General features: G+C 58.0%; 20 protein-coding genes and 1 riboswitch. Of the genes, 9 read left to right on the forward strand and 11 right to left on the reverse strand.

Annotated elements, in window-relative coordinates; all coding sequences use genetic code 11:
* Positions 1 to 33: 33 nt before the first annotated feature.
* The 3 genes from dalT to dalD form a co-directional block, all read right to left on the reverse strand.
* Positions 34 to 1,311 carry a D-arabinitol transporter gene (gene dalT, locus K2184_RS20430; RefSeq protein ID WP_004103784.1) on the reverse strand — a complete coding sequence of 426 codons (1,278 nt, stop codon included), beginning with the start codon at positions 1,309 to 1,311 and terminating at the stop codon, positions 34 to 36.
* Positions 1,312 to 1,380: 69 nt separating this feature from the next.
* Positions 1,381 to 2,844, reverse strand: a complete 1,464-nt coding sequence (gene xylB, locus K2184_RS20435; protein ID WP_047720876.1) for a xylulokinase — start codon at positions 2,842 to 2,844, stop codon at positions 1,381 to 1,383.
* A 9-nt stretch (positions 2,845 to 2,853) separates the two neighbouring features.
* A complete protein-coding gene (gene dalD, locus K2184_RS20440) occupies positions 2,854 to 4,221 on the reverse strand; it encodes a D-arabinitol 4-dehydrogenase (RefSeq protein WP_049128618.1) in 1,368 nt (455 codons plus the stop codon).
* A 206-nt stretch (positions 4,222 to 4,427) separates the two neighbouring features.
* Between dalD and K2184_RS20445 the strand changes: the two genes are divergently transcribed.
* The gene (locus K2184_RS20445; protein ID WP_004103788.1) at positions 4,428 to 5,369 is read left to right on the forward strand and encodes a sugar-binding transcriptional regulator; all 942 of its coding nucleotides are present in this window, start codon (positions 4,428 to 4,430) and stop codon (positions 5,367 to 5,369) included.
* Positions 5,370 to 5,391: 22 nt separating this feature from the next.
* Here the strand turns inward: K2184_RS20445 and K2184_RS20450 are convergent, their stop codons facing one another.
* Entirely contained in the window at positions 5,392 to 6,393 is a 1,002-nt protein-coding gene (locus K2184_RS20450; RefSeq protein ID WP_163525700.1) for a LacI family DNA-binding transcriptional regulator, read from the reverse strand.
* Between the two features lie 257 nt (positions 6,394 to 6,650).
* Here K2184_RS20450 and K2184_RS20455 point away from each other — a divergent pair, with 257 nt between their 5' ends.
* Together K2184_RS20455 and K2184_RS20460 are read left to right on the forward strand one after the other, a co-directional pair.
* Positions 6,651 to 7,400, forward strand: coding sequence for an SDR family oxidoreductase (locus K2184_RS20455; protein WP_163525699.1), 750 nt, complete (start codon positions 6,651 to 6,653; stop codon positions 7,398 to 7,400).
* A gap of 30 nt (positions 7,401 to 7,430) precedes the next feature.
* Complete coding sequence (locus K2184_RS20460) at positions 7,431 to 9,038, forward strand: FGGY-family carbohydrate kinase (RefSeq protein WP_163525698.1); 1,608 nt, start codon at positions 7,431 to 7,433, stop codon at positions 9,036 to 9,038.
* A gap of 186 nt (positions 9,039 to 9,224) precedes the next feature.
* Here the strand turns inward: K2184_RS20460 and fbaB are convergent, their stop codons facing one another.
* The 3 genes from fbaB to thiM all read right to left on the reverse strand — a co-directional run bounded on the left by fbaB (position 9,225) and on the right by thiM (position 11,996).
* Complete coding sequence (gene fbaB / locus K2184_RS20465; RefSeq protein ID WP_004103793.1) at positions 9,225 to 10,277, reverse strand: class I fructose-bisphosphate aldolase; 1,053 nt, start codon at positions 10,275 to 10,277, stop codon at positions 9,225 to 9,227.
* Positions 10,278 to 10,425: 148 nt separating this feature from the next.
* Entirely contained in the window at positions 10,426 to 11,226 is an 801-nt protein-coding gene (gene thiD / locus K2184_RS20470) for a bifunctional hydroxymethylpyrimidine kinase/phosphomethylpyrimidine kinase (RefSeq protein ID WP_016809241.1), read from the reverse strand.
* Positions 11,223 to 11,996, reverse strand: coding sequence for a hydroxyethylthiazole kinase (gene thiM, locus K2184_RS20475; protein WP_024274477.1), 774 nt, complete (start codon positions 11,994 to 11,996; stop codon positions 11,223 to 11,225). Before thiM ends, thiD begins: the two co-directional genes overlap by 4 nt.
* Before the next feature lie 34 nt (positions 11,997 to 12,030).
* Positions 12,031 to 12,127, reverse strand: a riboswitch (TPP riboswitch).
* Between the two features lie 232 nt (positions 12,128 to 12,359).
* Between thiM and K2184_RS20480 the strand changes: the two genes are divergently transcribed.
* On the forward strand, positions 12,360 to 14,336 hold the full coding sequence (locus K2184_RS20480; RefSeq protein ID WP_163525697.1) for an alkyl/aryl-sulfatase: 1,977 nt from the start codon (positions 12,360 to 12,362) through the stop codon (positions 14,334 to 14,336).
* Between the two features lie 58 nt (positions 14,337 to 14,394).
* On the opposite strand, the gene K2184_RS20485 is transcribed toward K2184_RS20480, so the two are convergent.
* Complete coding sequence (locus tag K2184_RS20485) at positions 14,395 to 15,309, reverse strand: LysR family transcriptional regulator (RefSeq protein ID WP_162680288.1); 915 nt, start codon at positions 15,307 to 15,309, stop codon at positions 14,395 to 14,397.
* Between the two features lie 120 nt (positions 15,310 to 15,429).
* Between K2184_RS20485 and K2184_RS20490 the strand changes: the two genes are divergently transcribed.
* Positions 15,430 to 17,241 (forward strand): adenine deaminase, encoded by a 1,812-nt coding sequence (locus K2184_RS20490; RefSeq protein ID WP_163525696.1) that lies wholly within the window; start codon positions 15,430 to 15,432, stop codon positions 17,239 to 17,241.
* A 2-nt stretch (positions 17,242 to 17,243) separates the two neighbouring features.
* Entirely contained in the window at positions 17,244 to 18,587 is a 1,344-nt protein-coding gene (locus K2184_RS20495; protein ID WP_004103803.1) for an NCS2 family permease, read from the forward strand.
* 173 nt (positions 18,588 to 18,760) lie between these two features.
* Here K2184_RS20495 and K2184_RS20500 read toward each other — a convergent pair whose 3' ends face one another.
* Positions 18,761 to 19,681, reverse strand: a complete 921-nt coding sequence (locus tag K2184_RS20500; RefSeq protein ID WP_004103805.1) for a LysR family transcriptional regulator — start codon at positions 19,679 to 19,681, stop codon at positions 18,761 to 18,763.
* 169 nt (positions 19,682 to 19,850) lie between these two features.
* On the opposite strand from K2184_RS20500, the gene K2184_RS20505 reads away from it, so the two are divergent.
* Positions 19,851 to 20,168 carry an RcnB family protein gene (locus tag K2184_RS20505; RefSeq protein ID WP_004103807.1) on the forward strand — a complete coding sequence of 106 codons (318 nt, stop codon included), beginning with the start codon at positions 19,851 to 19,853 and terminating at the stop codon, positions 20,166 to 20,168.
* 59 nt (positions 20,169 to 20,227) lie between these two features.
* Here the strand turns inward: K2184_RS20505 and K2184_RS20510 are convergent, their stop codons facing one another.
* Positions 20,228 to 20,557, reverse strand: a complete 330-nt coding sequence (locus K2184_RS20510; protein WP_004114049.1) for a hypothetical protein — start codon at positions 20,555 to 20,557, stop codon at positions 20,228 to 20,230.
* Positions 20,558 to 20,908: 351 nt separating this feature from the next.
* Positions 20,909 to 22,018, reverse strand: a complete 1,110-nt coding sequence (apbC, locus tag K2184_RS20515) for an iron-sulfur cluster carrier protein ApbC (protein WP_004103811.1) — start codon at positions 22,016 to 22,018, stop codon at positions 20,909 to 20,911.
* A gap of 151 nt (positions 22,019 to 22,169) precedes the next feature.
* Here apbC and metG point away from each other — a divergent pair, with 151 nt between their 5' ends.
* Both metG and K2184_RS20525 read left to right on the forward strand, forming a co-directional pair.
* On the forward strand, positions 22,170 to 24,203 hold the full coding sequence (gene metG, locus K2184_RS20520; RefSeq protein ID WP_016809243.1) for a methionine--tRNA ligase: 2,034 nt from the start codon (positions 22,170 to 22,172) through the stop codon (positions 24,201 to 24,203).
* A 148-nt stretch (positions 24,204 to 24,351) separates the two neighbouring features.
* Entirely contained in the window at positions 24,352 to 24,855 is a 504-nt protein-coding gene (locus K2184_RS20525; protein ID WP_023321318.1) for a YehR family lipoprotein, read from the forward strand.
* Positions 24,856 to 25,094 lie beyond the last annotated feature (239 nt).

Here is a 25,094-nt window from a genome sequence, read left to right on the forward strand (position 1 = left end):
GGCTGGCATGCCTGGCATGCCAGCCGCATCACCTTAAGAGAACTCCACCTGCTCGCTGGCCGGCGCTTCCTTGTGGGAAAATCCCGGCTGCTCGACGCGGATAAACGCACAGAGGAAAAAGGCCGCCACGTACAGCGCGGTATAGGCGATCACCACTCCGATGGTGCTAAAGAACGGCAGCAAAATCACCGCAATAGCCGGTGCGAGAAAGTTCGACATCCCCGCCGACAGGTTGTAGACCGAAATGGCCGCGCCTTTGTGCTTCGGCTCCAGCGCCGGGAAAACCGCCGCCAGCGGAACAAACGCGGCGACAAAGATCCCCAGGGCGATAGCCGGAAGCAGCGCCATCGCGAAGTTATGTCCGAAGTGCTGCGGAATGTAATAAAACGCCAGGCTGGAGACCGCCATACCGATGCAGCCGAACCAGCGCACCACCTTCATCCAGCCCAGTTTTTCGCCCAGAATGCCCCACAGCACGTTAGAGAAAATGGTGGTAAAGAAGAAGACCGCCCACACCTGCAGCCATTCTGAGGTGGTGAAGCCCAGCTCATCGACGAACATCATCGGCATAATCACCGCAAAGCCGAACAGCGAGAGCGTATTGATAATTCGCACCATGCTCGACAGCAGAATATTGCGGTTGGTATAGAGCAGCGTCGCCGCGCGGCCCAGTTCGGCAAACTTCTCGCGGGTGGTCAGGTTCTGCATATGGTGCGGCGTTTTAATATGGCGCAGGGAAGCCAGCGCAATGATGCCGCCGGTGACGCAGAAAGCGAGCGCCAGCCACAATGTCCCCAGCTCGCCGATATGCGGGATGGTAAAGCTCGGAATATAGCTGCCGAATACGCCGATGCCGATGGAATAGACCGCCCAGAACCAGCCGATCGCCGAGCTGGCGTTATCGCTTTTCACGTTGTGGATAATGGCGACGATAAACGAGTAAAGGAACAGCGGATACGCGAAGCCGCGGATGCCGTAGAAAATTAAGATCAGCGCATAGTTGGCATGACCGAGACCGAAGACCAGGAACAGCACGTGGAACACGCACCATAGCACAAAGCCAATCATCATGGTCTTCAGCGGCGTGATGATTTCCGCCACCACGCCGGAGATCCATGCCGACAGCGCGGCGGCCAGGCCGTAGAGGGTGAAGGCGAACGATGCCTGCGCCGGGGAGAACCCGAGCTCTTTAATGTAGTGCGACAGGAATGCCAGTTCAAAACCGTCGCCGGTCATAAACACGGCAATGGCGATGTATCCCCAGAGCAGGTTCAGGGGTAAACCGAGCCACTGTTTATTATTGATGGACATAATGACCTCGTTTTTAGGGTACAGGAGGCCGCTCCGGTCAGATCGCCGGAGCGGTTATGGTGATAAAAATTAGTGCTGCCGATAGTTCAGATCGTTTAAATACAGGGCCTTGAACTGCGCATAGCGCCGCATCAGGGTTTGATGGCGTACCGGGTCCGCACGCCAGGTCTGCCAGATCTCCGGTTTTTCACATACCGCGGTAATTGGTTTGCCCGCCGCCAGACAGGCCAGCCGCGCCGCGCCCAGCGCGCCGCCGGTCTCTCCACCTTTGTGGGTCACCACCGGCATATCGAGGATATCGGCCAACAGCTGCGCCCAGAACGGGCTGCGGGCGCCGCCGCCAACCAGCGAACATTGTTCGATCTGCGTACCGCTCTCTTTCAACACCTGCAGACCATCGCTGATCCCAAAGCTCACCCCTTCCAGCACCGCATAGCCGAGCTGGGCGCGCAGGCTGGAGTGGGTCATGCCCCAGAACATGCCGCGCGCGTCAGGATCGTTGTGCGGCGTACGTTCGCCGGAGAGATAGGGTAAGAAGAACGGCGCATGGGCCTTCTCCTCTTCGCTAAGCTCGGCAATCTCCTCCAGCAGCGCCACTTCCGTGGTGCCGGTCAGGCGGCAGAACCACTGCAAACAGCTGGCGGCGCTGAGCATCACGCTCATCTGATGCCACAGATTCGGCAGAACGTGACAAAACGCATGGACCGCCGACTGCGGAGCCGGACGATAGGCGTCGGTTACCACAAACAGCACGCCGGAGGTACCGAGCGAAATAAACGCATCCCCCGGTGAAACCGCCCCGACGCCGATGGCGCTGACCGCGTTATCGCCACCGCCGCCGGCAACCGCTACCGAGGCATTCAGCCCCCAGCGTTCAGCCACCTGCGGGTCAAGGTTCGCGGAAACCTCGCAGCCTTCGACCAGCGTCGGCATCTGGCTGCGCGACAGGCCGCATTTATCCAGCAGCGAGTCGGACCAGTCGCGCTTCGCCACGTCCAGCCACAGCGTCCCGGCGGCGTCGGACATATCGGAGACTTTCTTCCCGGTCATCCGGTAGCGCAGATAATCTTTCGGCAGCAGTACCGTGGCGGTGCGCTGAAAGTGTTCCGGCTCATGACGGCGCACCCACAGCAGCTTCGGTGCGGTAAAGCCGGGCATCGCCAGGTTTCCCGCCACCTGATGCAGCTCCGGCGCCCTCTCCTCCAGCTCCGCACACTCCGCGGCGCAGCGGGTGTCGTTCCACAGGATTGCCGGGCGAATGACCTCCCCGCCGGCATCCAGCAGGACCGCGCCGTGCATCTGCCCGGAAAGGCCAATGGCCTTAATGGCTGGCCAGTGCTGGGCGCATTTTTCCCGCAGCGTGGTCATCAGATACTCTGTCGCCTCCCACCATGACTGCGGCGACTGTTCTGACCAGTGCGGGTGAGGCCGCTGAATGCTCAGCGGCGCGCTATGGCTGGCAATAACCTCATTGTTCTCATCAATGACCAGCGCTTTCACTTCCGATGTGCCGAGATCGATACCCAGATACATAGCCACCTCTTAGTTAATCAGCGTATAAACTGCCGCGACTTTTTCGCGCATCAGCGCGAGGAAATCGGCGTTTTCAGCGAGTTCGCCAAACAGAGCTTTATCGCGGGCATACAGCGCCAGCGGATCGCTGGCTTCGAACATCTGATGCACCGCCTGCGCATCAAGAATGCCGTCCTGGTATTCATACGGCAGACTTCCCTTATGCCACTGTTCCATAAAGACGAAGAAGAGCGCGGGCAGCATCGCGGTCGCTTCCGGGCGGGCGCCGCGCTGGTAGCACTCCTGCAGGGTTGGGGCGATCATCGCCGGAATTTTCGAGAAACCGTCGGCGGCAACGCGCTGGTTCGTGTCCTGGATATACGGGTTGGTAAAGCGCTTAAGCACCACATCGCGATAGGTTGGTAAATCAATGCCGTTATCGCCAAGGCAGGGGATCACATCTTCCGTAACGTAGCGGTCGGCAATGGCGTAGATGAAATCCGTTAGCGTACTTTCATGAATATACTGCTGGCCGATTAACGTCCCCGCCCACGCAATGCAGCTATGCGACGAGTTCAGAATGCGAATTTTCGCCTCTTCATAAGGAATAACCGATGCAACCATCTCCACGCCAACCGCTTCCAGATTCGGGCGCTCATCGCGGAAATGGTTTTCCACCACCCACTGGATGAAGGTCTCACCCATCACCGGCGCGCTATCGTCAATGCCGGTTTGCGCTTTGACGCGCGCGGGCAGGTCTGCCGCCGGACGCGGAGTGATACGGTCGACCATGGTGTTCGGGCAGGTCGTGTTGGCGGCCATCCAGTCAATCACCGCCTGCTTGCCGGTTAGCTGCAGGAACTCAACCATGCCGTCGTGGAAGCGCTCGCCATTATGGCGCACGTTATCGCAGTTCAGCAGAGTCAGCGGCCCGGCGTTGTCCGCCATACGCTTTTCCAGGATCCGCGCGATAGTGCCGTAAATCGTTTTGCACTCCCCTGCCAGATCGGCCTGCAAGTCGGGGTTGCTGGTTTCCAGCTTATGGCGGGTATTCAGGTAGTAGCCGCCTTCCGTCACGGTGAAGGCGATGACTTTGGTCTGCGGGTTTGCCCCTTCGTTAATCAGCGGCTTGAGCCCGGCCTGCCACGGCAGCAGTTTCTGAATTGAGGTGATCTCTTCATATTCACGTTCCCCTTCAGGGCTGACGGTTTCCAGCACGTAGCGCCCACCCTGAGCTGCCAGCGCCTGGACCACCTGCTCGGCGTCGTTGCGGATATTCCCCGCCGCAATGTGCCAGCGCTTATCTCCGGAAGCAATCAGACGATGCAGATACCACGCCTGATGGGCGCGATGAAAAGAACCCAGACCAATGTGAAGCCATGTGAATTGATTGTTCATGTTCTGCTCTCCTTGAGTTGATGGCGTCACTGTAAATGATCATTTGACCAAAATAAGAGCCACGGATCACAAAAGAGCAATTACCCATTAAAATTACAATTGACCAGAAAAGAGCAAAAGCTTGCCAGTTTTACCAACCACGGCGAGAATGCGGTTATTCGCCGGGCGAAATTATCGCCGCGGCCAGAAACTTAGGGCAGGAAACCATGAGCAAAGAAGATGATATTCGGCTGGATCAAAAGGTCCGCGCCGCGTGGATGTACTACATTGCCGGGCAGAACCAGAGCGAGATCGCCAGCCAGCTTGGCACGTCGAGGCCGGTGGTACAGCGGCTGATCGCCGCCGCGAAAGAAGAAGGGATTGTGTCGATCGGGCTGCATCATCCGGTGGCCAACTGCCTCGATTATGCGCTGTTACTGCAGGAAAAGTACCGGCTTATCGAGTGCAATATCGTGCCCGCCTTTAGTGAAGAAAGCACCCTGGATAGCGTCTCCTTTGGTTGCTATCAGCTGATGGCCCGCTACCTGCAGGACGATAAAGAGAAAATCATCGGTCTGGGTTCCGGCCTGACCCTGAAAAAAGCGCTGCAGCGTATCGATTTCGACAGCCAGAATACCCGCTGCGTCGCGCTGATCAGCGCCATGGACGCCGACGGTCAGTGCAACTATTACGATGATGTCCCGCTGCTGCTGACCAGCAAAATTAAGGCGAAGTACTATCAGTGGCCCGCGCCGCGCTACGCGCAGACGCAGGAAGAGTACGACATGTGGTGTACCAGCCGGCTGTTCCGCAGCGTCTCCGCCGTCGCCCGCCAGGCGGACGTTATTTTTGTCGGCATTGGGCCATTAGGCACCCAAAGCCCTATTTTTAAAGACGGCTTTATCAATCAGGCCCAGATGGATGAAGTGACGGCGCAAGGCGGTATCGGCGAGATTATGGGGCGCTTTATCGATGCCGAAGGCGGAGTGGTGGATAGCGAAATCAACAGAATGATCACCAGCTACGATATCCGCCAGAATCAGTGTCCGCGCATCGCGGTGGCATGCGGCGAGTACAAACGCCCGGCGATTCTGGCGGCGCTTAAAGGCGGCTGGATCAACGGTCTGGTGACCGACGAGCACACCGCCCGCTGGCTGCTGACGCGCTAAGGTCAAACAGCCAGATAGCGACTCAGCTGCTGCTCATCAGTAGCGGCGGAATTTCAATCCGCTGCTGGCCGGCATCGCCGGAGTCGATAATCGTAAACACCGCTTCCAGCATCGCCGGCACGTCCTGCTGCACCATGTCGATATCGTGCCCCAGCAGATAGACAAACGGGTCCCAGTCGAAGCAGCCCATCGGCGGCTGCTCGCTGCCGGTGAGTCCTGCCTGCGACAGCCAACGTACGACCCCCTCCAGCGATATCGTTGAGTTGACAAATATGCCCTGCAACGGAACCTTCGCGGTGCCAAACCGCTCCTGCAGGCAGGCTTCGACTTTGCCTTTCGAATAGCCGGGAGCCAGAATGTTCGCCTGCGGCACGCTCAGCCCCTGCTCGCGATGCGCGTCGTGGAAGCCGCGTAAACGTTCGCTGGTGTTATGGTCGCTGCTGCGCCCGCCAATGAACGTCAGCGGCGCTATCTCTCCCCGGCGGCGAGCGCTATTCGCCAGGATCTTATGGGTCAGCGCTTTCGCGCCGCCGTAGTTATCCGAAATCACCGACGGTGCGATAGTCCCCGGTAGATCGAGATTGACCGTTGGCACGCCCGCCTGCTGGCATAGAGCGGAAATTTTATCCGGATTGGTCGCCCCGGTCGCCACCACCCAGTCAACCTGCCAGGAGAGCATCGCTTTCACCGCTTCGAGCTCCAGCTCGGGGCTTCGGCGCGTACAGGTGATAATCGGCAGCAGGCCCCGTTCGCGAGCCATCTCCTCAAAGCGTTCGGCGATCGAACCGAAATAGCGGTTATCGTATTTGGGGATAATCATGCCGATGACGCGCGATTTTTTGCTGCGCAGCATGCTGGCCTGGCGGTTAATCGCGTAGCCCTGCTCCTCGGCAATCCGCGTCACCTTTTCGGCAAGCTTTGCGCTGATGCGGCGCTTTTTCCAGTTGCCGTTGAGGATAGCGCTCACCGCGCTCGCCGAAACGCCGGAAAGTTCCGCCAGGTCGTAAATCGTGATTTTCTTCATTTTCCCAACTTGCGTCACAAAATCATTTCGCTGTTAATTTCCCCACTTGCTCAATCGATGAAGCTAGCGCAACATGAGCTTCATCGATTGAGCTTCCATTTTACTTTCCGAAGTATTAACGCATTCAGCATTAATATTCCAGAAAACCTGCAGAAATGACGCTCATATTCAATACCTTAATAAGTTTTCGTCTCTAACGTCGAACGCGATGCCCTCGCGCTCGACAGTGCCAACCAGACTCTGTAAAGGATTATAAAATGAACCACTCTGTCTCCTCTATGAATACTTCCCTTAGCGGTAAAGTTGCCGCTATTACCGGCGCGGCGTCCGGTATTGGCCTCGAATGCGCCAGAACCCTGCTGGGCGCCGGCGCAAAAGTGGTGCTTATCGACCGTGAAGGGGAAAAGCTCAATAAACTTGTTGCCGAACTCGGTGAAAACGCCTTCGCCCTGCAGGTTGACCTGATGCAGGCGGATCAGGTTGATAACCTTGTGCAGGGAATTTTGCAGCTCACCGGGCGTCTTGATATTTTCCACGCCAACGCCGGAGCTTATATCGGCGGACCGGTGGCCGAGGGCGATCCGGACGTCTGGGATCGCGTGCTGCATCTCAATACCAACGCCGCCTTCCGCTGCGTGCGTAGCGTCCTGCCGCATCTTATCGCGCAAAAGTCCGGGGACATTATCTTCACCAGCTCTATCGCGGGCGTGGTGCCGGTGATCTGGGAGCCTATCTATACCGCGTCGAAATTTGCTGTCCAGGCGTTTGTTCATACCACCCGTCGCCAGGTTTCACAGTACGGCGTGCGCGTCGGCGCCGTGCTGCCTGGCCCGGTAGTCACCGCCCTGCTGGATGACTGGCCGAAAGCCAAAATGGACGAAGCGCTGGCCAACGGCAGCCTGATGCAACCGATCGAAGTGGCCGAGTCGGTGCTGTTTATGGTGACGCGGTCGAAAAACGTCACCGTACGCGACATTGTGGTCCTGCCGAACAGCGTGGATCTCTGACCGTTCAACCAGACTGTGTGAGAGGATATTATGCAAAGCGATACGCAACATATTATTGGCGTCGATGTTGGCTCAGGCAGCGTTCGCGCCGGCGTGTTCGACCTGCGTGGCGAACTTCTCGCCCACGCAACCCGGGAAATTACCCTGTTTCGCAGCGCCGGAAGCGTGGTCGAACAGTCAAGCCGCGAGATCTGGCAGGCGGTGTGCTACTGCATTAAAACGGCGGTGGCCAGCGCCGGGGTCCCTCCATCGTCGATTGCCGGGATCGGCTTCGATGCCACCTGCTCGCTGGTAGTGATTGGCGATAACGACGCGCCGCTGGCGGTCGGGCCTTCGGAAGATGCGGACCGTAACATTATTGTCTGGATGGATCATCGCGCCACCGGCCAGGCGGAAAAGATTAACGCTACGGGCCACGCGGTGCTGCAGTACGTTGGCGGCAAAATCTCGCCGGAGATGGAAACGCCGAAAATTCTCTGGCTGAAGGAGAACCGCCCGCACATTTATCAGCAGGCGCGCCACTTCTTCGACCTCGCCGATTATCTCACCTGGCGCTCGACCGGCGATTTAGCCCGCTCAGTCTGTACTGTGACCTGTAAATGGACCTACCTGGCGCATGAACAACGCTGGGATGCCAGCTACTTCCGCCAGATTGGCCTCGAAGAGCTGGCGGATGAAGATTTTGTCCGCATCGGCCAGCGGATTGTCGATCCGGGAACCCCCTGCGGCGACGGCCTTTGCGCCACGGCGGCAGAGGAGATGGGGCTGCCGATTGGTACGCCGATAGCGGTCGGTATGATTGACGCCCACGCGGGCGGCATCGGCACCGTCGGCGTGCTTAACGGCGCGGTTAACAATATGGCCTACGTCTTCGGTACCTCTTCCTGCACCATGACCACTACTCAGGAAGCGGTATTCGTGCCCGGCGTCTGGGGGCCGTATCACTCGGCGATGGTGCCAGGGTTCTGGCTGAGTGAAGGTGGTCAGAGCGCGGCCGGAGCGGCCATCGACCAGCTGCTGAGCTTCCACCCCGCCGCCGCAGAAGCTAAGTCGCTGGCCAAAGCGCGCGGCGTCCCGCTACCGGTTTATCTTGCCGATAGCGTGCTGGCGAAGGTAGATAATCCGTCAGCGGCGGTCAAACTTACCGACGGCCTGCACGTGGTGCCCGAGTTTTTAGGTAACCGGGCGCCGCTGGCCGATCCGCAGGCGAAAGCGATTATCGCCGGCCTGGGGATGGAGCGGGATCTGGACAATCTGATGGCGCTCTACGTCGCCGGATTGTGCGGCATCGGCTACGGTCTGCGGCAGATTATTGACGCCCAGAAGGCGTGCGGCATCCGCAGCGAGAATATCGTCATCAGCGGCGGGGCCGGTCAGCATCCGCTGGTGCGCCAGCTGCTGGCAGACGCCTGCGGAGTGAACGTGGTGAGTACCGAATCCAGTGAACCAGTGCTATTAGGTTCGGCGATTCTTGGCGCGGTGGCCGGTCATATCGCACCTTCCCTGCCAGAAGCGATGAAGCAGTTTACCCGGGTGGATAAAACCTACCGCTGCGTAGAACAATTTAGTGCCGATCATCAGCGGCGCTATGAGGCGTATAAAATGCTACAGCACACGGCGCGGCTGATTCGCGAGTAAGCAGGAACCCGGAGGCGGCGCTTGACGCGCCTGTCCGGGCTACCGGCCCGCAGATAGCTGTGAACCCGCACCCTGCTCTCGATGGGGCCTCCGGGCCGCAGACGGCGGTGAACTGGTAGCCCGGCCAGGCGCAGCGCCGCCGGGGAAGGCAGACGACGCTGTTGCCTTTAAGGGTTAGATAGCCTGTTAAGCGATAGTGACTTTGCCGTCCAGATAAACATCCTGTACGGCATTGATCAGCTTCACGCCGTCAGCCATTGATTTTTTAAACGCTTTACGGCCCAGAATCAGCCCCATGCCGCCCGCGCGCTTATTGATAACCGCGGTGCGCACGGCGTCGGACAGATCGGTTTCCCCGCCCGCCGCGCCGCCGGAGTTAATCAGCCCGGCGCGGCCCATATAGCAGTTCGCCAGCTGGTAACGCACCAGGTCGATCGGATTATCGCTGGTGAGCTTGCTATAAACCCGGTCATCGGTATAGCCGAAGTTCACCGCTTTATAGCCGCCGTTGTTTTCCGCCATTTTCTGCTTCACGATATCCGCGCCGATGGTCGCCGCCAGGTGGTTGGCCTGACCGGTTAAGTCAGCGGAAACATGGTAGTCGACGCCATCTTTCTTAAACGCCGAATTACGCAAATAGGCCCACAGCACGGTCACCAGGCCAAGCTCGTGCGCGCGCTCAAAAGCGGCGGAGATCTCTTCGATTTGCCGACGGGACTGTTCGGAACCGAAATAGATCGTCGCCCCGACCGCCACGGCCCCCATATTGAACGCCTGCTCGACGCTGGCATACAGCGTCTGGTCATATTCGGTCGGGTAGCTCAGCGTTTCGTTATGGTTCAGCTTGACCAGGAAGGGGATGCGGTGCGCATAGCGGCGCGACACCGAGGCCAGCACGCCATAGGTGGAGGCCACGCAGTTACAACCGGCCTCAATGGCCAGTTCGACGATATTTTTCGGATCAAAGTACAGCGGGTTGGCGGCAAAAGAGGCGCCAGCAGAATGCTCTACGCCCTGGTCGACCGGCAGGATCGACAGATAGCCGGTTCCCGCCAGGCGGCCGGTGTTATACAGGGTTTGCATATTACGCAGCACCGCCGGCGGACGGTTGTTATCAACCATCACCCGATCGACGTAATCCGCCCCCGGTAAATAGAGCTGGTCGGCTGGAATTGTCATACAGCGGTGCTGTAAAAGCGTGTCGGCATCTTTGCCAAGCAACTGCGTAATATCAGTCATAGCTATCTCCCGTAAGTGCCGGTCGAAACCGGCATGCGTTTTCCCAACCCAATTATTTTGGGCAGGTTAAGCCTGGTACCGACTCAGCAGATTTTCCAGCCGGGAGCCTATTTTTTCAGCATAGTCTGCTGACCCGTTGTCTTGCCGTTTACCACCAGGCGTGAAAATGGTGTACCGGACCGATGCCGTGTCCCACTTCCAGCGAATCCGCCTGCGCCAGCGCCGCCGACAGCCAGCCTTTGGCTTCCGCCACGGTTCGCCCCCAATCCTCGTAACGCGGACGCAGGGCCGCCAGCGCCGCCGATAGCGTACAGCCGGTACCGTGGGTATTTTTAGTCTGGACTCTCGGCGCGGTAAAACGCCGCTCCTCTTCGCGGGTAAACAGCCAGTCCGGGCTTTCCGCATCATCGAGATGGCCGCCTTTCATTAATACCGCTCCACAGCCCATGCCCAGCAGCGCTCTGCCCTGCTCCAGCATCTCCTGTTCCGTTCTGGCATGCGGCGCATCCAGCAGCGCCGCCGCTTCCGGCAGGTTCGGAGTGATCAGCGAGACCTGCGGCAGCAGGCGCTGGCGCAGCGTTTCCACCGCCGACGCCGAGAGCAGCGGATCGCCGCTTTTCGCCAACATGACCGTATCCAGCACCACATTTTTAATCTGATAACGCGCCAGCCGTTCCGCCACCGCTTCAACGATATCAGTTTCCGCCAGCATCCCGATTTTGGTGGTATCGATGCGCACATCGCTGAAGACGGAATCGAGCTGCGCGGCGACAAAATCAGGCTCTATACGATAAACCGACTGGACGCCAAGGGTGTTTTGCGCCACCAGCGCGGTGATGACCGAGCAGCCGTATGCCCCCAGCGCCGAGAAGGTTTTGAGATCCGCCTGGATCCCCGCACCGCCGCTCGGGTCGGTGCCGGCGATGGTTAGCGCATTAATTCGTTTCACAGATCGCCTCCCGCATAGAGCGCATCGAGGAAGGCGGGAGTAAAGCTGCCGGGGCCGCCCTGCTGCGCCGCTTTCCCCCCCGCGAGCTTCATCAGCCCGCAGGCCGCGGCCACGTTCTCCAGCCGATCGCCGGGCATCGCCGCAGCGGCGGCAACCACCGCCGACAGCGCGCAGCCGGTGCCGACCACCCGGGTCATCAGCGGATCGCCGCCGGTGACCATGCGAATGCGCTGGCCGTCGGTGACGTAATCAACCTCCCCGGTCACCGCGACCACGGTATTCAGCTGGCGGGCTAACGCCTGGGCTGCGGGCAGCGCTGCGGCGGCGGTATCGGTCGTATCGACGCCGCGCCCGCCGCCGCTCATTCCGGCCAGCGCCATGATTTCCGACGCATTACCGCGAACGGCGGCAGGCTGCAGCGCCAGCAGCTCCAGACAAAATTCTGTCCGTAAGGTCAGCGCGCCGACCGCTACCGGGTCCAGCGTCCAGGGTTTGCCCGCCTGCGTTGCGCTACGCGCCGCCGCGCGCATCGCCTCCGCACGCTCAACGGTCAGCGTGCCGACATTAATCAGCAGCGCATCGGCAATGGCGGCAAACTGGCTGGCTTCGTCCGGATCGATAACCATCGCCGGCGATGCGCCAATCGCTAACAGGACGTTGGCGGTAAAGGTCTGCACCACGTCGTTGGTCATGCAGTGAACAAGGGGAGAATGGCGGTGAAAAAGGTGCCGCAGATGGGCAATATGCGCGGGGTTCAGCAGGTCAGACATCGTTTGCTCCCGCCAGGCGATGAAGAAGCGACGACCCTGCGGTCTCTGACTTCCCTACGCTGGCATTATCCAGATCAGGTGGTACGGGTTTTTCTCAGCCTTCACAAGGAAGGGCACCCCGAGTCATTGAGAGATAAAAACGTTCTCAGCGGGCAGGTTACGGTAAGTCGCCGGACAACGCAAGCTGGCCCGGCGTAGGTATTCAAGCGCACGGCAATCCAAAATTAACAATAAGCAATCAAATAATTAACAAAATAAACACTTTTGCAGCTACGTGTTTATAGTTTAGGAGGCGTTACAGGATGTAACCCGACGTCATATCGAAATTAACGAGTGAATCAGCGTAAACCCATGAGGATTCCGATGAAATTAACACCGATTATGAAAAGTCTGGCTCTGGCAGGAATTATCTCGACTCTCCCTGCGATCAGCTGGGCCGAAACGTCGCCTAAAGAAGCCGCTGCGGCGACCAAACAGGCAAACGACGCGCTGTATAAACAGCTCCCCTTCTCCGACAACACCGACTTTACCAACGCGCATAAAGGTTTTATTGCCGCGCTCCCTACGGAGGTGATTAAAGGTGAACAGGGCAACGTTATCTGGAACCCGCAGCAGTACGACTTTATTAAAGAGGGTGAAAAGGCGCCGGATACGGTCAACCCCAGCCTCTGGCGGCAATCCCAGCTCATCAATATCAGCGGCCTGTTTGAAGTGACCGAAGGCGTGTATCAGATCCGTAACCTCGATCTCTCCAATATGACCATCATCGAAGGTAAAGAAGGCGTCACGGTTGTGGATCCGCTGGTATCGGCAGAGACCGCCAGGGTAGGAATGGAGCTGTATTACAAAAATCGCGGCAATAAGCCCGTTGTTGCGGTGATCTACACCCACAGCCATGTTGACCATTACGGCGGCGTGCGCGGCGTGGTCGATGAAGCTGATGTCAAATCCGGCAAAGTCAAAATCTACGCGCCTTCCGGTTTTATGGAAGCCGCCGTTGCTGAAAATATTATGGCCGGTAACGTGATGAGCCGTCGCGCCAGCTATATGTACGGCAACCTGCTCAAACCGGATGCCACCGGCCAGGTTGGCGCAGGTCTCGGCACCACGACTTCTGCCGGCACCGTCACGCTGATTGCTCCCACCCATATCATCGAGAAAGATGGCCAGAAAGAGACTATCGACGGACTGACCTACGATTTTATGCTGGCACCGGGCTCGGAAGCACCGTCAGAAATGCTGTGGTATATCGAAGAGAAGAAGCTGATTGAATCCGCCGAAGATGTCACCCATACCCTGCATAACACCTACTCGCTGCGTGGGGCGAAAATTCGTGAACCGCTACCGTGGTCGAAATATATCAACGCTGCCATTGTGCGCTGGGGCGACAAGGCTGAAATCATTATGGCCCAGCACCACTGGCCGACCTGGGGTAACGAGAACGTGGTTAACCTGCTGAAGAGCCAGCGCGACCTGTATCGGTACATTAATGACCAGACTCTGCGCATGGCCAACGAGGGCCTGACCCGCGATGAGATCGCCGCTAAATTTAAGCTGCCGGACAGCCTGGCTAATACCTGGGCCAACCGCGGCTACTACGGTTCCGTCAGCCATGACGTGAAGGCTACCTACGTCCTCTATCTCGGCTGGTTCGACGGCAATCCGGCTACGCTGGACGAGCTGCCGCCGGAAGAAGCGGCGAAGAAATTCGTGGATTATATGGGCGGCGCCGACGCTATCCTCAAGAAAGCCAAAGATGATTACAACCAGGGCAACTACCGCTGGGTAGCGCAGGTAGTCAGCAAAATTGTCTTCGCCGATCCCGGCAATCTGGAAGCGCGTAATCTGGAAGCCGATGCTCTGGAGCAGCTGGGCTATCAGGCGGAATCAGGACCGTGGCGTAATTTCTACCTGACCGGCGCGCAGGAGCTGCGTAACGGCGTAGTGAAAGGCCCGACGCCGAACACCGCCAGCCCGGATACCGTGCGGGCCATGACCCCGGAAATGTTTTTTGATTACCTTGCGGTCCATATCAACGGTGAAAAAGCCGGAACCGCCAAAGCAGTGTTCAATATCGACCTTGGTAACGATGGCGGTAAATATAAGCTGGAGCTGGAAAACGGGGTGCTTAATCACACCGCCGATGCCGAAGCGAAAGATGCCGACGCCACTATCGCCCTGGATCGCGCCACGCTGAACAAAATCATCCTGAAAGAGGAAACGCTAAAACAGGCGGAGGATAAGGGTGAAGTCAAAGTGACCGGCGACGGCGCGAAACTGGATGAGATGCTGGGCTATATGGATAAATTTGAGTTCTGGTTCAATATCGTGACGCCGTAAATCAGCTCCCGCGGCGGCCAGCTGCGGGGGTTACTCTCCCGGAGTCGACGCGCGCCGGTCAGCGCAGCGAACTCAGTAATAGTGCAAAACATTCCTCGATCAGCGGCGGCAGAGGCTGCGGTCCGCGCATCAGCGCCACGGTTCGCGTCAGCGCGGGCTGCTGAAGCTGCGCCACCTTTAACGCCGGATCCTGAAGGTGGGTAGTATAAAGCTCAGGCAGAATCGCCACCGCCAGCCGCGAGCGCACCAGGCCGTAAAGCGTCTCGATATAGTCAACCTGATAACGCGTATTCAGCGTGAGGCGATGGCTCTCGGCCAGCGCGCCGACCAGACGCTGAATATTGCCCTTTGAAAACACCGCGATATCGCGCCCCGCGAGCAGTTTCCACGGCAGATGCGGCTGCCCGGCCAGCGGATCGTCGCCGTGCAGCACCGCCACAAACGGATCTTCGCGCAGAGGATAAACCTGCAGCTCAGGCGGTAACGAACTGTCTATTGCGCCAACGGCAAAATCTATCTTTCCCGACTGCAGCTCGCAGAACAGGGCGTCGTTGGTCTGATCGTGAAACTCCACCCTCAGGCGCGGAAACGCCTGGGCCAGCGTTTGCGGCAGCAGCGGAAACAGCAGCGAACTCACCGAAGGCACTAAGCCAATACGCACCGTTCCGTCGCCGCCGGCTTCGACTATCTGCTGCATATCCTGAAAAGCCAGCTGCGCCACGCTCAACACTCGCCGGGCGTGGGGCAAAATCGCAGCCCCCAGCTCGGTTAAGGTCACCGCCGAGGCGGTACGGTTGACCAGCTTGCCGCCGAGCACCGTCTCGATTTGCCGCAGCGCGCTGCTTAGCGCCGGCTGGCTGATAGCCAGCCGGTTAGCGGTGTCGGTGAAGTGACGCAGCTGGGCCAGGGTCACAAAGTACTGAATCTGCTTGAGAGAGAGCGCGGGCAGCCGCTGCCAGGGTTCGGTCATCATGTTTTCGTCAACGGTGAGCATGCAGAATAACCCGAAGTTATCGGGCGATAAATTTATTCATCTGGGCAAACGTTTGCTCTGCCCCTAGAGTATCCCCATTATCCTTGTGCCGGAGTTGTTATGTCCAGCAGTGCTGAAACCCGCCGCCGCGCCGTCCAGGCCGCGCGCGGAGAATCCCCGTTCGATTTATTATTAACCGACGCGCAGATTGTCGACATGGCCACCGGAGAAATCCGCGAGGCCGACGTCGGGATCGTCGGTGAAACGATCGCCAGCGTGCATCCGCGCGGCAGCCGCTCCGATGCCCTCGAACGCCGCTCGCTGGCGGGATGTTTCCTGTCGCCGGGGCTGATGGATACGCACGTTCACCTTGAAAGCTCTCACCTGCCGCCTGAACGCTATGCCGAAATCGTGCTGGCTCAGGGCACCACGGCAGTATTCTGGGACCCGCACGAGCTGGCCAACGTACTGGGCGTCGAAGGCGTGCGCTACGCCGTCGCTGCCAGCCGCCATCTGCCGCTGCAGGTGATGGTTGCGGCGCCTTCCAGCGTGCCGTCGACGCCGGGACTGGAGATGTCCGGCGCCGATTTCGCCGGCGCGGAGATGGAAACCATGCTGGCCTGGCCGGAAGTCTGCGGCGTTGCTGAAGTGATGGATATGCACGGCGTGCTGCACGGCAGCGAGCGGATGCAGGAGATCGTTCAGGCCGGGTTGAACAGCGGCAAGCTGATCGAAGGCCACGCGCGCGGTTTGAGCGGCGCGGATCTGCAAGCCTATCTTGCCGCCGGGGTCACCTCCGATCATGAGCTCACCTCGGCGGCCGATGCGCTGGAAAAACTGCGCGCCGGGCTGACTATCGAAATTCGCGGCTCGCACCCTTACCTGCTGCCGGATATCGTTAACGCGCTGAAAACGCTGCCGCATCTCTCCTCGCAAATCACCGTCTGCACCGACGATGTGCCGCCGGATATGCTGCTGGAAAAAGGCGGCATTATCGCCCTGCTCAACCTGCTGATTGAGCACGGACTGCCGGCTACCGACGTCCTGCGCTTCGCCACCTTAAACGCGGCGATCCGTCTGCAGCGTAACGATTTGGGGCTGATTGCTGCCGGACGCCGCGCCGATCTGGTAGTTTTCGATTCTTTATCCCGACTCAACGCGCAGGAAGTTTACGTCGCCGGTAAGCTGATTGCCCGCGATGGCGCCCTGCTTCAACCCATTCCGTCGGCGGCGGGCGTTACCCCGCCGCGCGATACCCTGCAGATACCGCCGCTCAGCCCTGACGATTTTATCCTCCGCGTTGGCGCCATTCGCCACGGCGTCGCCCGTCTGCGGCATATTCGCGGCGCGCGCTTTACCCAGTGGGGAGAAGTTGAGGTGCAGGTCCGGGATGGCCGGGTGCAAATCCCGGAAGGATTTAGCCTGATTTGGGTTAAGCACCGCCACGGTCGTCACCAGGCGACGCCGCAAATTGCGCTGCTGGAAGGCTGGGGCGAACTGCGCGGCGCCATCGCCACCAGCTACTCCCACGATTCTCACAACCTGGTCGTGCTCGGACGCGATGCCGACGAGATGGCGCTGGCGGCGAACCGCCTGATCGAATCCGGCGGCGGCATGGCGCTGTCGCAGCAGGGAAAAATCCTTGCCCACGTGGCGATGCCGATCGCCGGGATGCTTTCTGACTTACCCGCCCCGGAGCTGGCCAGAGAGTTCCGCCAGCTTCGCGACCTGAGCGCGGAAGTCGCCGACTGGGAGCCGCCCTATCGCGTGTTTAAGGCTATCGAGGGTACCTGCCTTGCCTGTAACGCCGGGCCGCATTTAACAGATTTAGGTTTGACCGACGGCAGCACCCGCCAGATAGTCGAGCCGCTGATAGACTGCCGGGAAATCCCGGAACACACAGAACACAACAATAAACATCAGGGAGCCTGAGCATGGCCGACAATACCCTTAACTCATCCGCGCAGGGAAGCTGGCTGGAGCGCCGTTTTGCCTTGTATTCCCGCGGCAGCACGCTGCGCACCGAATGCCTCGCGGGCATCACCGGTTTTCTCGCCGCCGCCTATCTACTGGTGGTTATCCCCGGCCTGCTGGCGGTGGGCGGGATGGATAAAGGCGCGGCAACCACCGGCACGATTCTGGTGTTCGTCGGCGGCACGCTGCTGATGGCGTTTTATGCCAACCTGCCGTTTATCGTCGGGCCGGGCATCGGCGGTTCGGTGTTGGTCGGCGTCACGCTGGCGGGCAGCGAAGGCATTGGCTGGCAGATCGGGCTTGGTATCGCCTGCTGGTCGGGGATTCTGTTTTTCCTGCTGACCAAATTCGGCCTGCGTGAAGTGGTAACCCGTTCGGTGCCGCAGTCGATCAAGCTCGGTCTGACGGCGTCCATTGGGCTGTTCGTCGCGGTATTGGGCTTCCGTAACGCCGGACTGGTGCTGGCTAACGCCAAAACCAACGCCCTGATGCTCGGGGATTTCCTTTCGCCGGGGGCGCTGGTTGCGCTCTGCGGGTTGTTTCTGGCCATTGCCCTGCAGGCAAGAAAAATCCCCGGCTCGATTCTGTGGGCGATTCTCTTTGCAACCCTGGTCGGTATTCCGATGGGCGTTACCAGACTCCCGGGCAGTTTTATCGATATGCCGCATTCGCTGACGCCGGTGCTGGGGCAAATCGATATGCTGGGCGCGCTGAATATCGCCTTTCTGCCGTTCCTGTTCGTCTTTTTCGCCTCAGAGTTCTTTTCCACGATGGGCACCACTCTGGCCGTGGGCGGCGAAGCGGGTCTGCTGGATGAAGAAGGCAATATGCCGCATATCAATCGCCCGTTTATGGTCGACTCGATCGCTGCAGCTATAGGTCCCTGGCTGGGTATTCCGGCGGCGACCGCGCTGATTGAATCCTCGGCGGCAGCGGAAGCCGGCGGTAAAACCGGGTTAACCGCGCTGTCGGCGGCGGTAATGTTTCTCCTGATGCTGCTGTTTACGCCGGTGGCGCTGATGATCCCGAAAGAGGCGACCGCACCTGCGCTGATCCTCATCGGCCTGAATATGTTCAGCGGCCTGCGCAAAGTGGATCTGGCAAACTTCACCGACGGCCTGCCGGTGCTGATGATGGTGATGATTACGCTGATTGCCAATAGCTTCGGTACCGGGATTGCCGGCGGGCTGCTGTTTTATGTCGTGATCAAAACCATCGCCGGCAAATGGCGGGAAATCCCCATCGGCCTGTGGATCCTTGCGATTCCGCTGGTCTACTACTTTGCCACGCTGGTGAAGCATTAAGCTTCGCGCCGATCGTTCTCCCGGAGGCGGCGCTGACGCGCCTTGTCCGGGCTACCTGTCCGCAGATTGCTGTGAACTCGTAGCCCGGTCAGCGCAGCGCCACCGGGGAAAAGCCACGCCGATGCTTCACCCCGACACCGTTCCCGGAGGCGGCGCTGGCACGCCTGTCCGGGCTACCGGCCCGCAGAGAGCGCGCTGGAATTAACCGCTTCGCACGCCTCTTTCACCGCCTCATACAGCAACCGTACCGCAGGCGAAAGCTGTTTGCGATGCGGGCAAATCATATTCAGCGGCACCACGTCGCCCTGGTAGTGCGGCAGCAGCACCTGGAGTCGCCCTGCACGAATATCGTCGCCGACGTCGAGTTCAGATTTGTACGCAATCCCCTCACCGGCAATCGCCAGGCGGCGAATCACCTCCGCATCATCGCTCACGATAGTGCCGGAAACCTGCACGTGGTGTACTTTCCCTTCCCGGCTCAACGGCCAGCGGTCAAACGCCCTGCCGCGCAGCACGTAGGTGAGCGCATTATGTCGCGCCAGCTCTTCCAGCGTTTGCGGCTCGCCGTTTTCAGCTATCCAGCCGGGCGAAGCCACCAGCACTCGTCGGTTATCGGGCGCGACGGGCAGGGAGATAAACGAAGCATCGTCGTTATCGCCGTAGCGAAAGGCCACGTCCACCGGATCTTTAAACACGTCGGTCCGATGATCGGAAAACAGGATCCGCAGACGCAGCGCAGGATGACGCTGGCGAAAGCCGCGAAAAACACGCAGAAGCAGGTTGCGCCCGAGATCGGACGGCACGGCAATTTGTAACGTACCGCGAACTTCGTCATCCGGCGTGCGGATTTTTTGCAGCCCGGCGTGCAGCGTATCGAGCATCTGCGTGGCGTAGGGCAGCCAGGCCTCACCTTCCGGCGTCAGGCGCAGGCTCCGCGTTGAACGGGCAAAAAGACGAATATTCAACGTCGTTTCCAGACGCTTGATCGCCGCACTAACCTGCGCCGGCTGCAGCCCGGCCTCTCGCGCCGCATCGCTGAAGCTGCTTAGCGCCGCAGCGCGGACAAACAGAGCCAGATCTTCCAGCCTTAACATAGACACTCCCGAACCCGGATTATTCTCAAAACAGGCGCAACCAGGCGAAAAACATCGTTGCCTCACCGTTTGCTTACACTTTTAACGAAACCAACGCTTGCCATTTCCTTGAGGTATCAGGAATCATACGAGGCTGCGATTGAGTGTCCAGGATAATAATGAGGAAACTATGCGTAAAACAAAAATGATGCTTCTGGGCGTACTGTTGGCATGCACCAGCGGAGCGTGGGCGGCGACCGGCGACGGCATTCAGAAATATGAGCTGGACGGGGTGACCGCAGACTTTAAACAATTCCACATCGGCGATACCGTTCCGCCGCTGTACCTGACGCCAGAATACAATATCAAACAGTGGCAGCAGCGCAATCTGCCGGCGCCGGATGCCGGCACGCGCTGGACCTACATGGGCGGGAGCTACGTCCTGATTACCGAAACCGAGGGGAAAATCCTCAAAATCTACGATGGCGAAATTTTCTATCATCGCTAAAAACGAAACGCCAGCGGACAAATTCTGCCGCTGGCATATCTTTTATCGTTGCTAAAGCGCTATTCGTTAAAGCGGTTTTGTTTGTGCATAAACTCCTCGACGGCAATATAGGCAGCGACCTGTTCGTAGAGCATTAAAATACTGAGTATCAGATCCCCGCCGCTGCGCAGTAAATCATCCGGCGCAGTGCGACTTTTATCATCCGATAAAAAAACTATCTGTTCATAAATTTCACAATATTCACCATAAGCGCCAATCGGAAGGTCAGCCAGCGGGATATTTTCCTGACAATAACGCAGCGCGTCAGCGGCTTTCTCCGGCAGCGTGCGCGAATGCATAAAGATGACCAGAAGTTCCCGCAACTTAACGATTAGAGCAATATTATTCATCATGCACTCCGGAAATGTAGTACGGCGATATTTTCCTTCCATCGTTTTTATTGACGTATGACTGATGACTACCACATTCCGCCAAATAATAAAGCCAAATAAAATTCCTTTCGGCGAATTAAAATAGGTCACTGCTATGCTAATTAAGCTCGCACAAGCGCGGAGGGAAAACAATGTTAAGAGTATGTTTTGTTGATTAATCTCAACATCAGCAAATGTGAATAAAAATAAGTAATATTTAACACCACTATCATTCGCGCAGTGATTATTTTAGCGAAAGAAAACGGCGTTCGGCGGAGGTAAAAAAACCGCACGGCGCTTTGCGCCGCACGGTTCAGGATAGTGAGTGGACTATACCGCGCGGAAGGCGATCTCACCGGGGATAACTTCCCCCTGCCAGTACAGCTGCGCCGCGACGCGGTCTGCCAGCTGACGATAGGTCTCGGTAAACTCGCTTTCCGGACGCGCCACTACCGTCGGGGTCCCTTTGTCGAGGTCTTCGCGCAGAGTGATGTGCAGCGGCAGCTGGCCCAGCAGCTGGGTGTGGTATTTCTCCGCCAGCTTTTGCGCGCCGCCGGTACCGAAGATAGGCTCGTGGTGCCCACAGTTGCTGCAAATATGCATGCTCATGTTTTCCACGATACCCAGCACCGGTACCTCGACTTTTTCAAACATCACGATGCCTTTTTTGGCGTCGATTAGAGCGATATCCTGCGGCGTGGTCACCACTACCGCGCCGGTAACCGGAATATTTTGCGCCAGCGTCAGTTGAATATCACCGGTACCCGGCGGCATATCCAGCACCAGATAATCGAGATCCGGCCACAGGGTTTCCTGCAGCATCTGCATCAGCGCCTTGCTGGCCATCGGCCCGCGCCACACCATAGCGTTATCGTCGGTCACCAGATAACCGATGGAGTTGGTGGCAAGACCGAACTTCATAATCGGCGCCATATGGGTCCCATCTGGCGAGGTCGGACGCTGATCTTCCGCGCCGAGCATGGTCGGAATCGACGGGCCGTAAATATCGGCATCCAGAATGCCGACTTTCGCCCCTTCCGCCGCCAGCGCCAGCGCCAGGTTGACCGCGGTCGATGATTTACCCACGCCGCCCTTACCGGAGCTGATAGCGATAATATTTTTCACGCCGTTGATACCGGGCTGATTTTTTACCCGCTGAAGCGTGGCGATGCTGTGCGTCAGCTTCCAGTCAATAGCTTTGGCACCGGTAATGCGCAGCAGCTCGGCGCTGCACTGCTCCTTCAGAGCTTCAAAGGCGCTGTTCCAGACGAACGGCATCTGAATTTCAATATGCACGGTTTCGTCCAGCCAGGCGACGTGATGCAGCGCCTTCAGCGTAGTGAGGTTATGTTTCAGGGTTGGGTGCTGGAAATTAGCCAGGGTCCCGGCGACCATCGCGCGTAGACGTTCGGGGGATTTGGCCTGGGATTGCGAACTCATCCCGACTCCTTTGTTATTGTGAGTTGAATCTTGTGCGTTAAGTTTACCTTAAAGGGAATAATTCCCCCACCATAAGCTTTGGGCTTACCAAATTATTGCCTTTGCGGTAACATCAAACCCCCTTTTTACAATAGAAGATGTAATGCCCACTATGACTCAAGTCGCGAAGAAAATACTGGTAACGTGCGCACTGCCGTACGCAAACGGCTCAATCCACCTCGGCCACATGCTGGAGCACATCCAGGCTGATGTCTGGGTCCGTTACCAGCGAATGCGCGGCCACGAAGTCAACTTCATCTGCGCCGACGACGCCCACGGAACCCCGATCATGCTGAAAGCGCAGCAGCTCGGTATCACCCCGGAACAGATGATTGGCGAAATGAGTCAGGAGCATCAGACCGATTTTGCTGGCTTCGACATCAGCTACGACAACTATCACTCCACGCACAGCGACGAAAACCGCGAGCTGTCGGAGCTTATCTATACGCGTCTGAAAGAGAACGGTTTTATCAAAAACCGCACCATCTCCCAGCTCTACGATCCGGAAAAAGGCATGTTCCTGCCGGACCGTTTTGTGAAAGGCACCTGTCCGAAGTGTAAATCACCGGATCAGTACGGCGATAACTGCGAAGTATGCGGCGCGACCTACAGCCCAACCGAGCTTATCGAACCGAAATCGGTCGTCTCCGGCGCGACGCCGGTGATGCGCGAGTCCGAACACTTCTTCTTCGACCTGCCGTCGTTCAGCGAAATGCTGCAGGCGTGGACCCGCAGCGGCGCGCTGCAGGAGCAGGTAGCGAATAAAATGCAGGAGTGGTTTGAGTCCGGCCTGCAGCAGTGGGATATTTCCCGCGATGCGCCGTACTTCGGCTTTGAAATCCCGAACGCGCCGGGTAAATATTTCTACGTCTGGCTGGACGCGCCGATCGGCTACATGGGTTCCTTTAAGAACCTGTGCGACAAGCGCGGCGACGCCGCCAGCTTCGATGAGTACTGGAAGAAAGACTCCACCGCCGAGCTGTATCATTTTATCGGTAAAGACATCGTTTACTTCCACAGCCTGTTCTGGCCGGCCATGCTGGAGGGCAGCAACTTCCGCAAACCAACCAATCTGTTCGTTCACGGCTACGTGACGGTCAACGGCGCGAAGATGTCCAAGTCGCGCGGAACCTTTATTAAGGCCAGCACCTGGCTGAACCACTTTGACGCCGACAGCCTGCGCTACTACTACACCGCCAAGCTCTCTTCGCGTATCGATGATATCGATCTGAACCTGGAAGATTTCGTGCAGCGCGTTAATGCCGATATCGTCAACAAAGTGGTGAACCTCGCCTCGCGCAACGCCGGTTTTATCAATAAGCGTTTCGACGGCATGCTGTCCGCCGAGCTGGCCGATCCGGCGCTGTACAAAACCTTCACCGATGCCGCAGCAAGCATTGGCGAAGCGTGGGATAGCCGCGAGTTCGGTAAAGCCATCCGTGAAATCATGGCGCTGGCCGACGTGGCGAACCGCTACGTTGACGAGCAGGCGCCGTGGGTGGTTGCCAAACAGGAAGGCCGCGATGCCGATCTGCAGGCCATCTGCACCATGGGCCTGAATATGTTCCGCGTGCTGATGACCTGGCTCAAGCCGGTTCTGCCGCAGCTGGCCGCCCGCGCCGAAGCGTTCCTCAACAGCGAACTGAGCTGGGAGGCCATTCAGCAGCCGCTGCTCGGTCACAAGGTTAACGCCTTTAAAGCGCTGTATAACCGCATCGAAATGAAGCAGGTGGAAGCGCTGGTCGAAGCGTCGAAAGAAGAAGTGAAAGCGCTGTCAGCGCCGGTCACCGGACCGCTGGCGGACGATCCGATTCAGGACACCATCACCTTTGACGATTTCGCCAAAGTCGATATGCGCATCGCGCTGATTGAAAACGCCGAGTTCGTGGACGGTTCCGACAAGCTGCTGCGCCTGACGCTGGATCTCGGCGGCGAGAAGCGCAACGTCTTCTCCGGCATCCGCTCCGCCTACCCGGATCCGCAGGCGCTGATTGGCCGCCTGACGGTTATGGTCGCCAACCTGGCGCCGCGTAAAATGCGCTTCGGCATCTCGGAAGGCATGGTGATGGCCGCAGGCCCTGGCGGGAAAGATATCTTCCTGTTAAGCCCGGACAGCGGCGCCCAGCCAGGCCAGCAGGTCAAGTAATACCGCATAAAGCGCTGCCCCGGCAGCGCTTTTTATTATAAATTCTGAAAATCCTCTTGCTGCCTTTTCATCGCTGCCGACACGCCTCATACTGCCCCACTGTTCAACAGTATCCAACAGTCTAATGATTTGCGGAAAAGGAATTCCCATGCGCTCAACCGCGAGATTGAAGCCCTTATTTGTTGCCCTCTTTTTATGCGCCAGTCTGGCAAGCTGCGATAAAAATGAAGATAAAACGTTTGTGCAGAAGATTGCTGAAAGTGATGCCCCAGAACAACACCAGACCTTCACGAACAATCTTAACGGCGTTGATGTAAAAATCACCTATTACTATAAAGGCGATGTCATCCTGCGCCAGACGGCAGAAAACACCCTGCCCTATGATGTTCTTGCCGCCAAAAATAAAGAACATGCCAGAATGATCATCGAGCAAATTGCCGGGGCTTATCGGGAAACTGAGGGTGTCAGCGATGTTATTGAGTATTTTGACGATCGCGCCAGCGAACATATGACGATTGATTTCAGCAAAGCAAAAATCAGCGAGCTGTGTAAACTGCCGGGAATAAACATCACTGATTGTTCGGGAAAATATCTCTCGATGGCGCGATCTGAACGCCTCATTCTCAAGGATGGATTCAAAGCGGTTGAGTAGCGGATGAGTCCGCGCACGTCTTATCCTGCAGTAGGCTATCAAAGGTTTTCTCTGGCATAACGCGCGGCTCCGGCAGCGCTTTTTCATTTTATAAATTCTGAAAATCGCATTCTTGTCGCCCCTCCCCTCTGCGTTCCAGGGCAATAGCTGTTAGCATCAGCACCGAACTGGATAAAAATACAGGGAATGTTATGACAACCGCTCAAAATCAGAACTATGGAATGCAAAACGCTGCCGTA

Origin of the sequence: Klebsiella sp. K5-306 (genome assembly GCF_051835185.1) — a bacterium.
GTDB classification, from domain to species: Bacteria; Pseudomonadota; Gammaproteobacteria; order Enterobacterales; family Enterobacteriaceae; genus Klebsiella; species Klebsiella oxytoca.

Coding starts and splice junctions, on each gene's coding strand:
- K2184_RS20455 (WP_163525699.1), top strand. CDS start 6,651: ATGAACCACTCTGTCTCCTCTATGAATACTTCCCTTAGCGGTAAAGTT.
- K2184_RS20450 (WP_163525700.1), bottom strand. CDS start 6,393: ATGAAGAAAATCACGATTTACGACCTGGCGGAACTTTCCGGCGTTTCG.
- K2184_RS20510 (WP_004114049.1), bottom strand. CDS start 20,557: ATGAATAATATTGCTCTAATCGTTAAGTTGCGGGAACTTCTGGTCATC.
- xylB (WP_047720876.1), bottom strand. CDS start 2,844: ATGTATCTGGGTATCGATCTCGGCACATCGGAAGTGAAAGCGCTGGTC.
- K2184_RS20460 (WP_163525698.1), top strand. CDS start 7,431: ATGCAAAGCGATACGCAACATATTATTGGCGTCGATGTTGGCTCAGGC.
- K2184_RS20525 (WP_023321318.1), top strand. CDS start 24,352: ATGCGCTCAACCGCGAGATTGAAGCCCTTATTTGTTGCCCTCTTTTTA.
- K2184_RS20445 (WP_004103788.1), top strand. CDS start 4,428: ATGAGCAAAGAAGATGATATTCGGCTGGATCAAAAGGTCCGCGCCGCG.
- fbaB (WP_004103793.1), bottom strand. CDS start 10,277: ATGACTGATATTACGCAGTTGCTTGGCAAAGATGCCGACACGCTTTTA.
- dalD (WP_049128618.1), bottom strand. CDS start 4,221: ATGAACAATCAATTCACATGGCTTCACATTGGTCTGGGTTCTTTTCAT.
- apbC (WP_004103811.1), bottom strand. CDS start 22,018: ATGAGTTCGCAATCCCAGGCCAAATCCCCCGAACGTCTACGCGCGATG.
- metG (WP_016809243.1), top strand. CDS start 22,170: ATGACTCAAGTCGCGAAGAAAATACTGGTAACGTGCGCACTGCCGTAC.
- K2184_RS20505 (WP_004103807.1), top strand. CDS start 19,851: ATGCGTAAAACAAAAATGATGCTTCTGGGCGTACTGTTGGCATGCACC.
- K2184_RS20485 (WP_162680288.1), bottom strand. CDS start 15,309: ATGATGACCGAACCCTGGCAGCGGCTGCCCGCGCTCTCTCTCAAGCAG.
- K2184_RS20480 (WP_163525697.1), top strand. CDS start 12,360: ATGAAATTAACACCGATTATGAAAAGTCTGGCTCTGGCAGGAATTATC.
- K2184_RS20500 (WP_004103805.1), bottom strand. CDS start 19,681: ATGTTAAGGCTGGAAGATCTGGCTCTGTTTGTCCGCGCTGCGGCGCTA.
- thiM (WP_024274477.1), bottom strand. CDS start 11,996: ATGTCTGACCTGCTGAACCCCGCGCATATTGCCCATCTGCGGCACCTT.
- K2184_RS20495 (WP_004103803.1), top strand. CDS start 17,244: ATGGCCGACAATACCCTTAACTCATCCGCGCAGGGAAGCTGGCTGGAG.
- K2184_RS20490 (WP_163525696.1), top strand. CDS start 15,430: ATGTCCAGCAGTGCTGAAACCCGCCGCCGCGCCGTCCAGGCCGCGCGC.
- dalT (WP_004103784.1), bottom strand. CDS start 1,311: ATGTCCATCAATAATAAACAGTGGCTCGGTTTACCCCTGAACCTGCTC.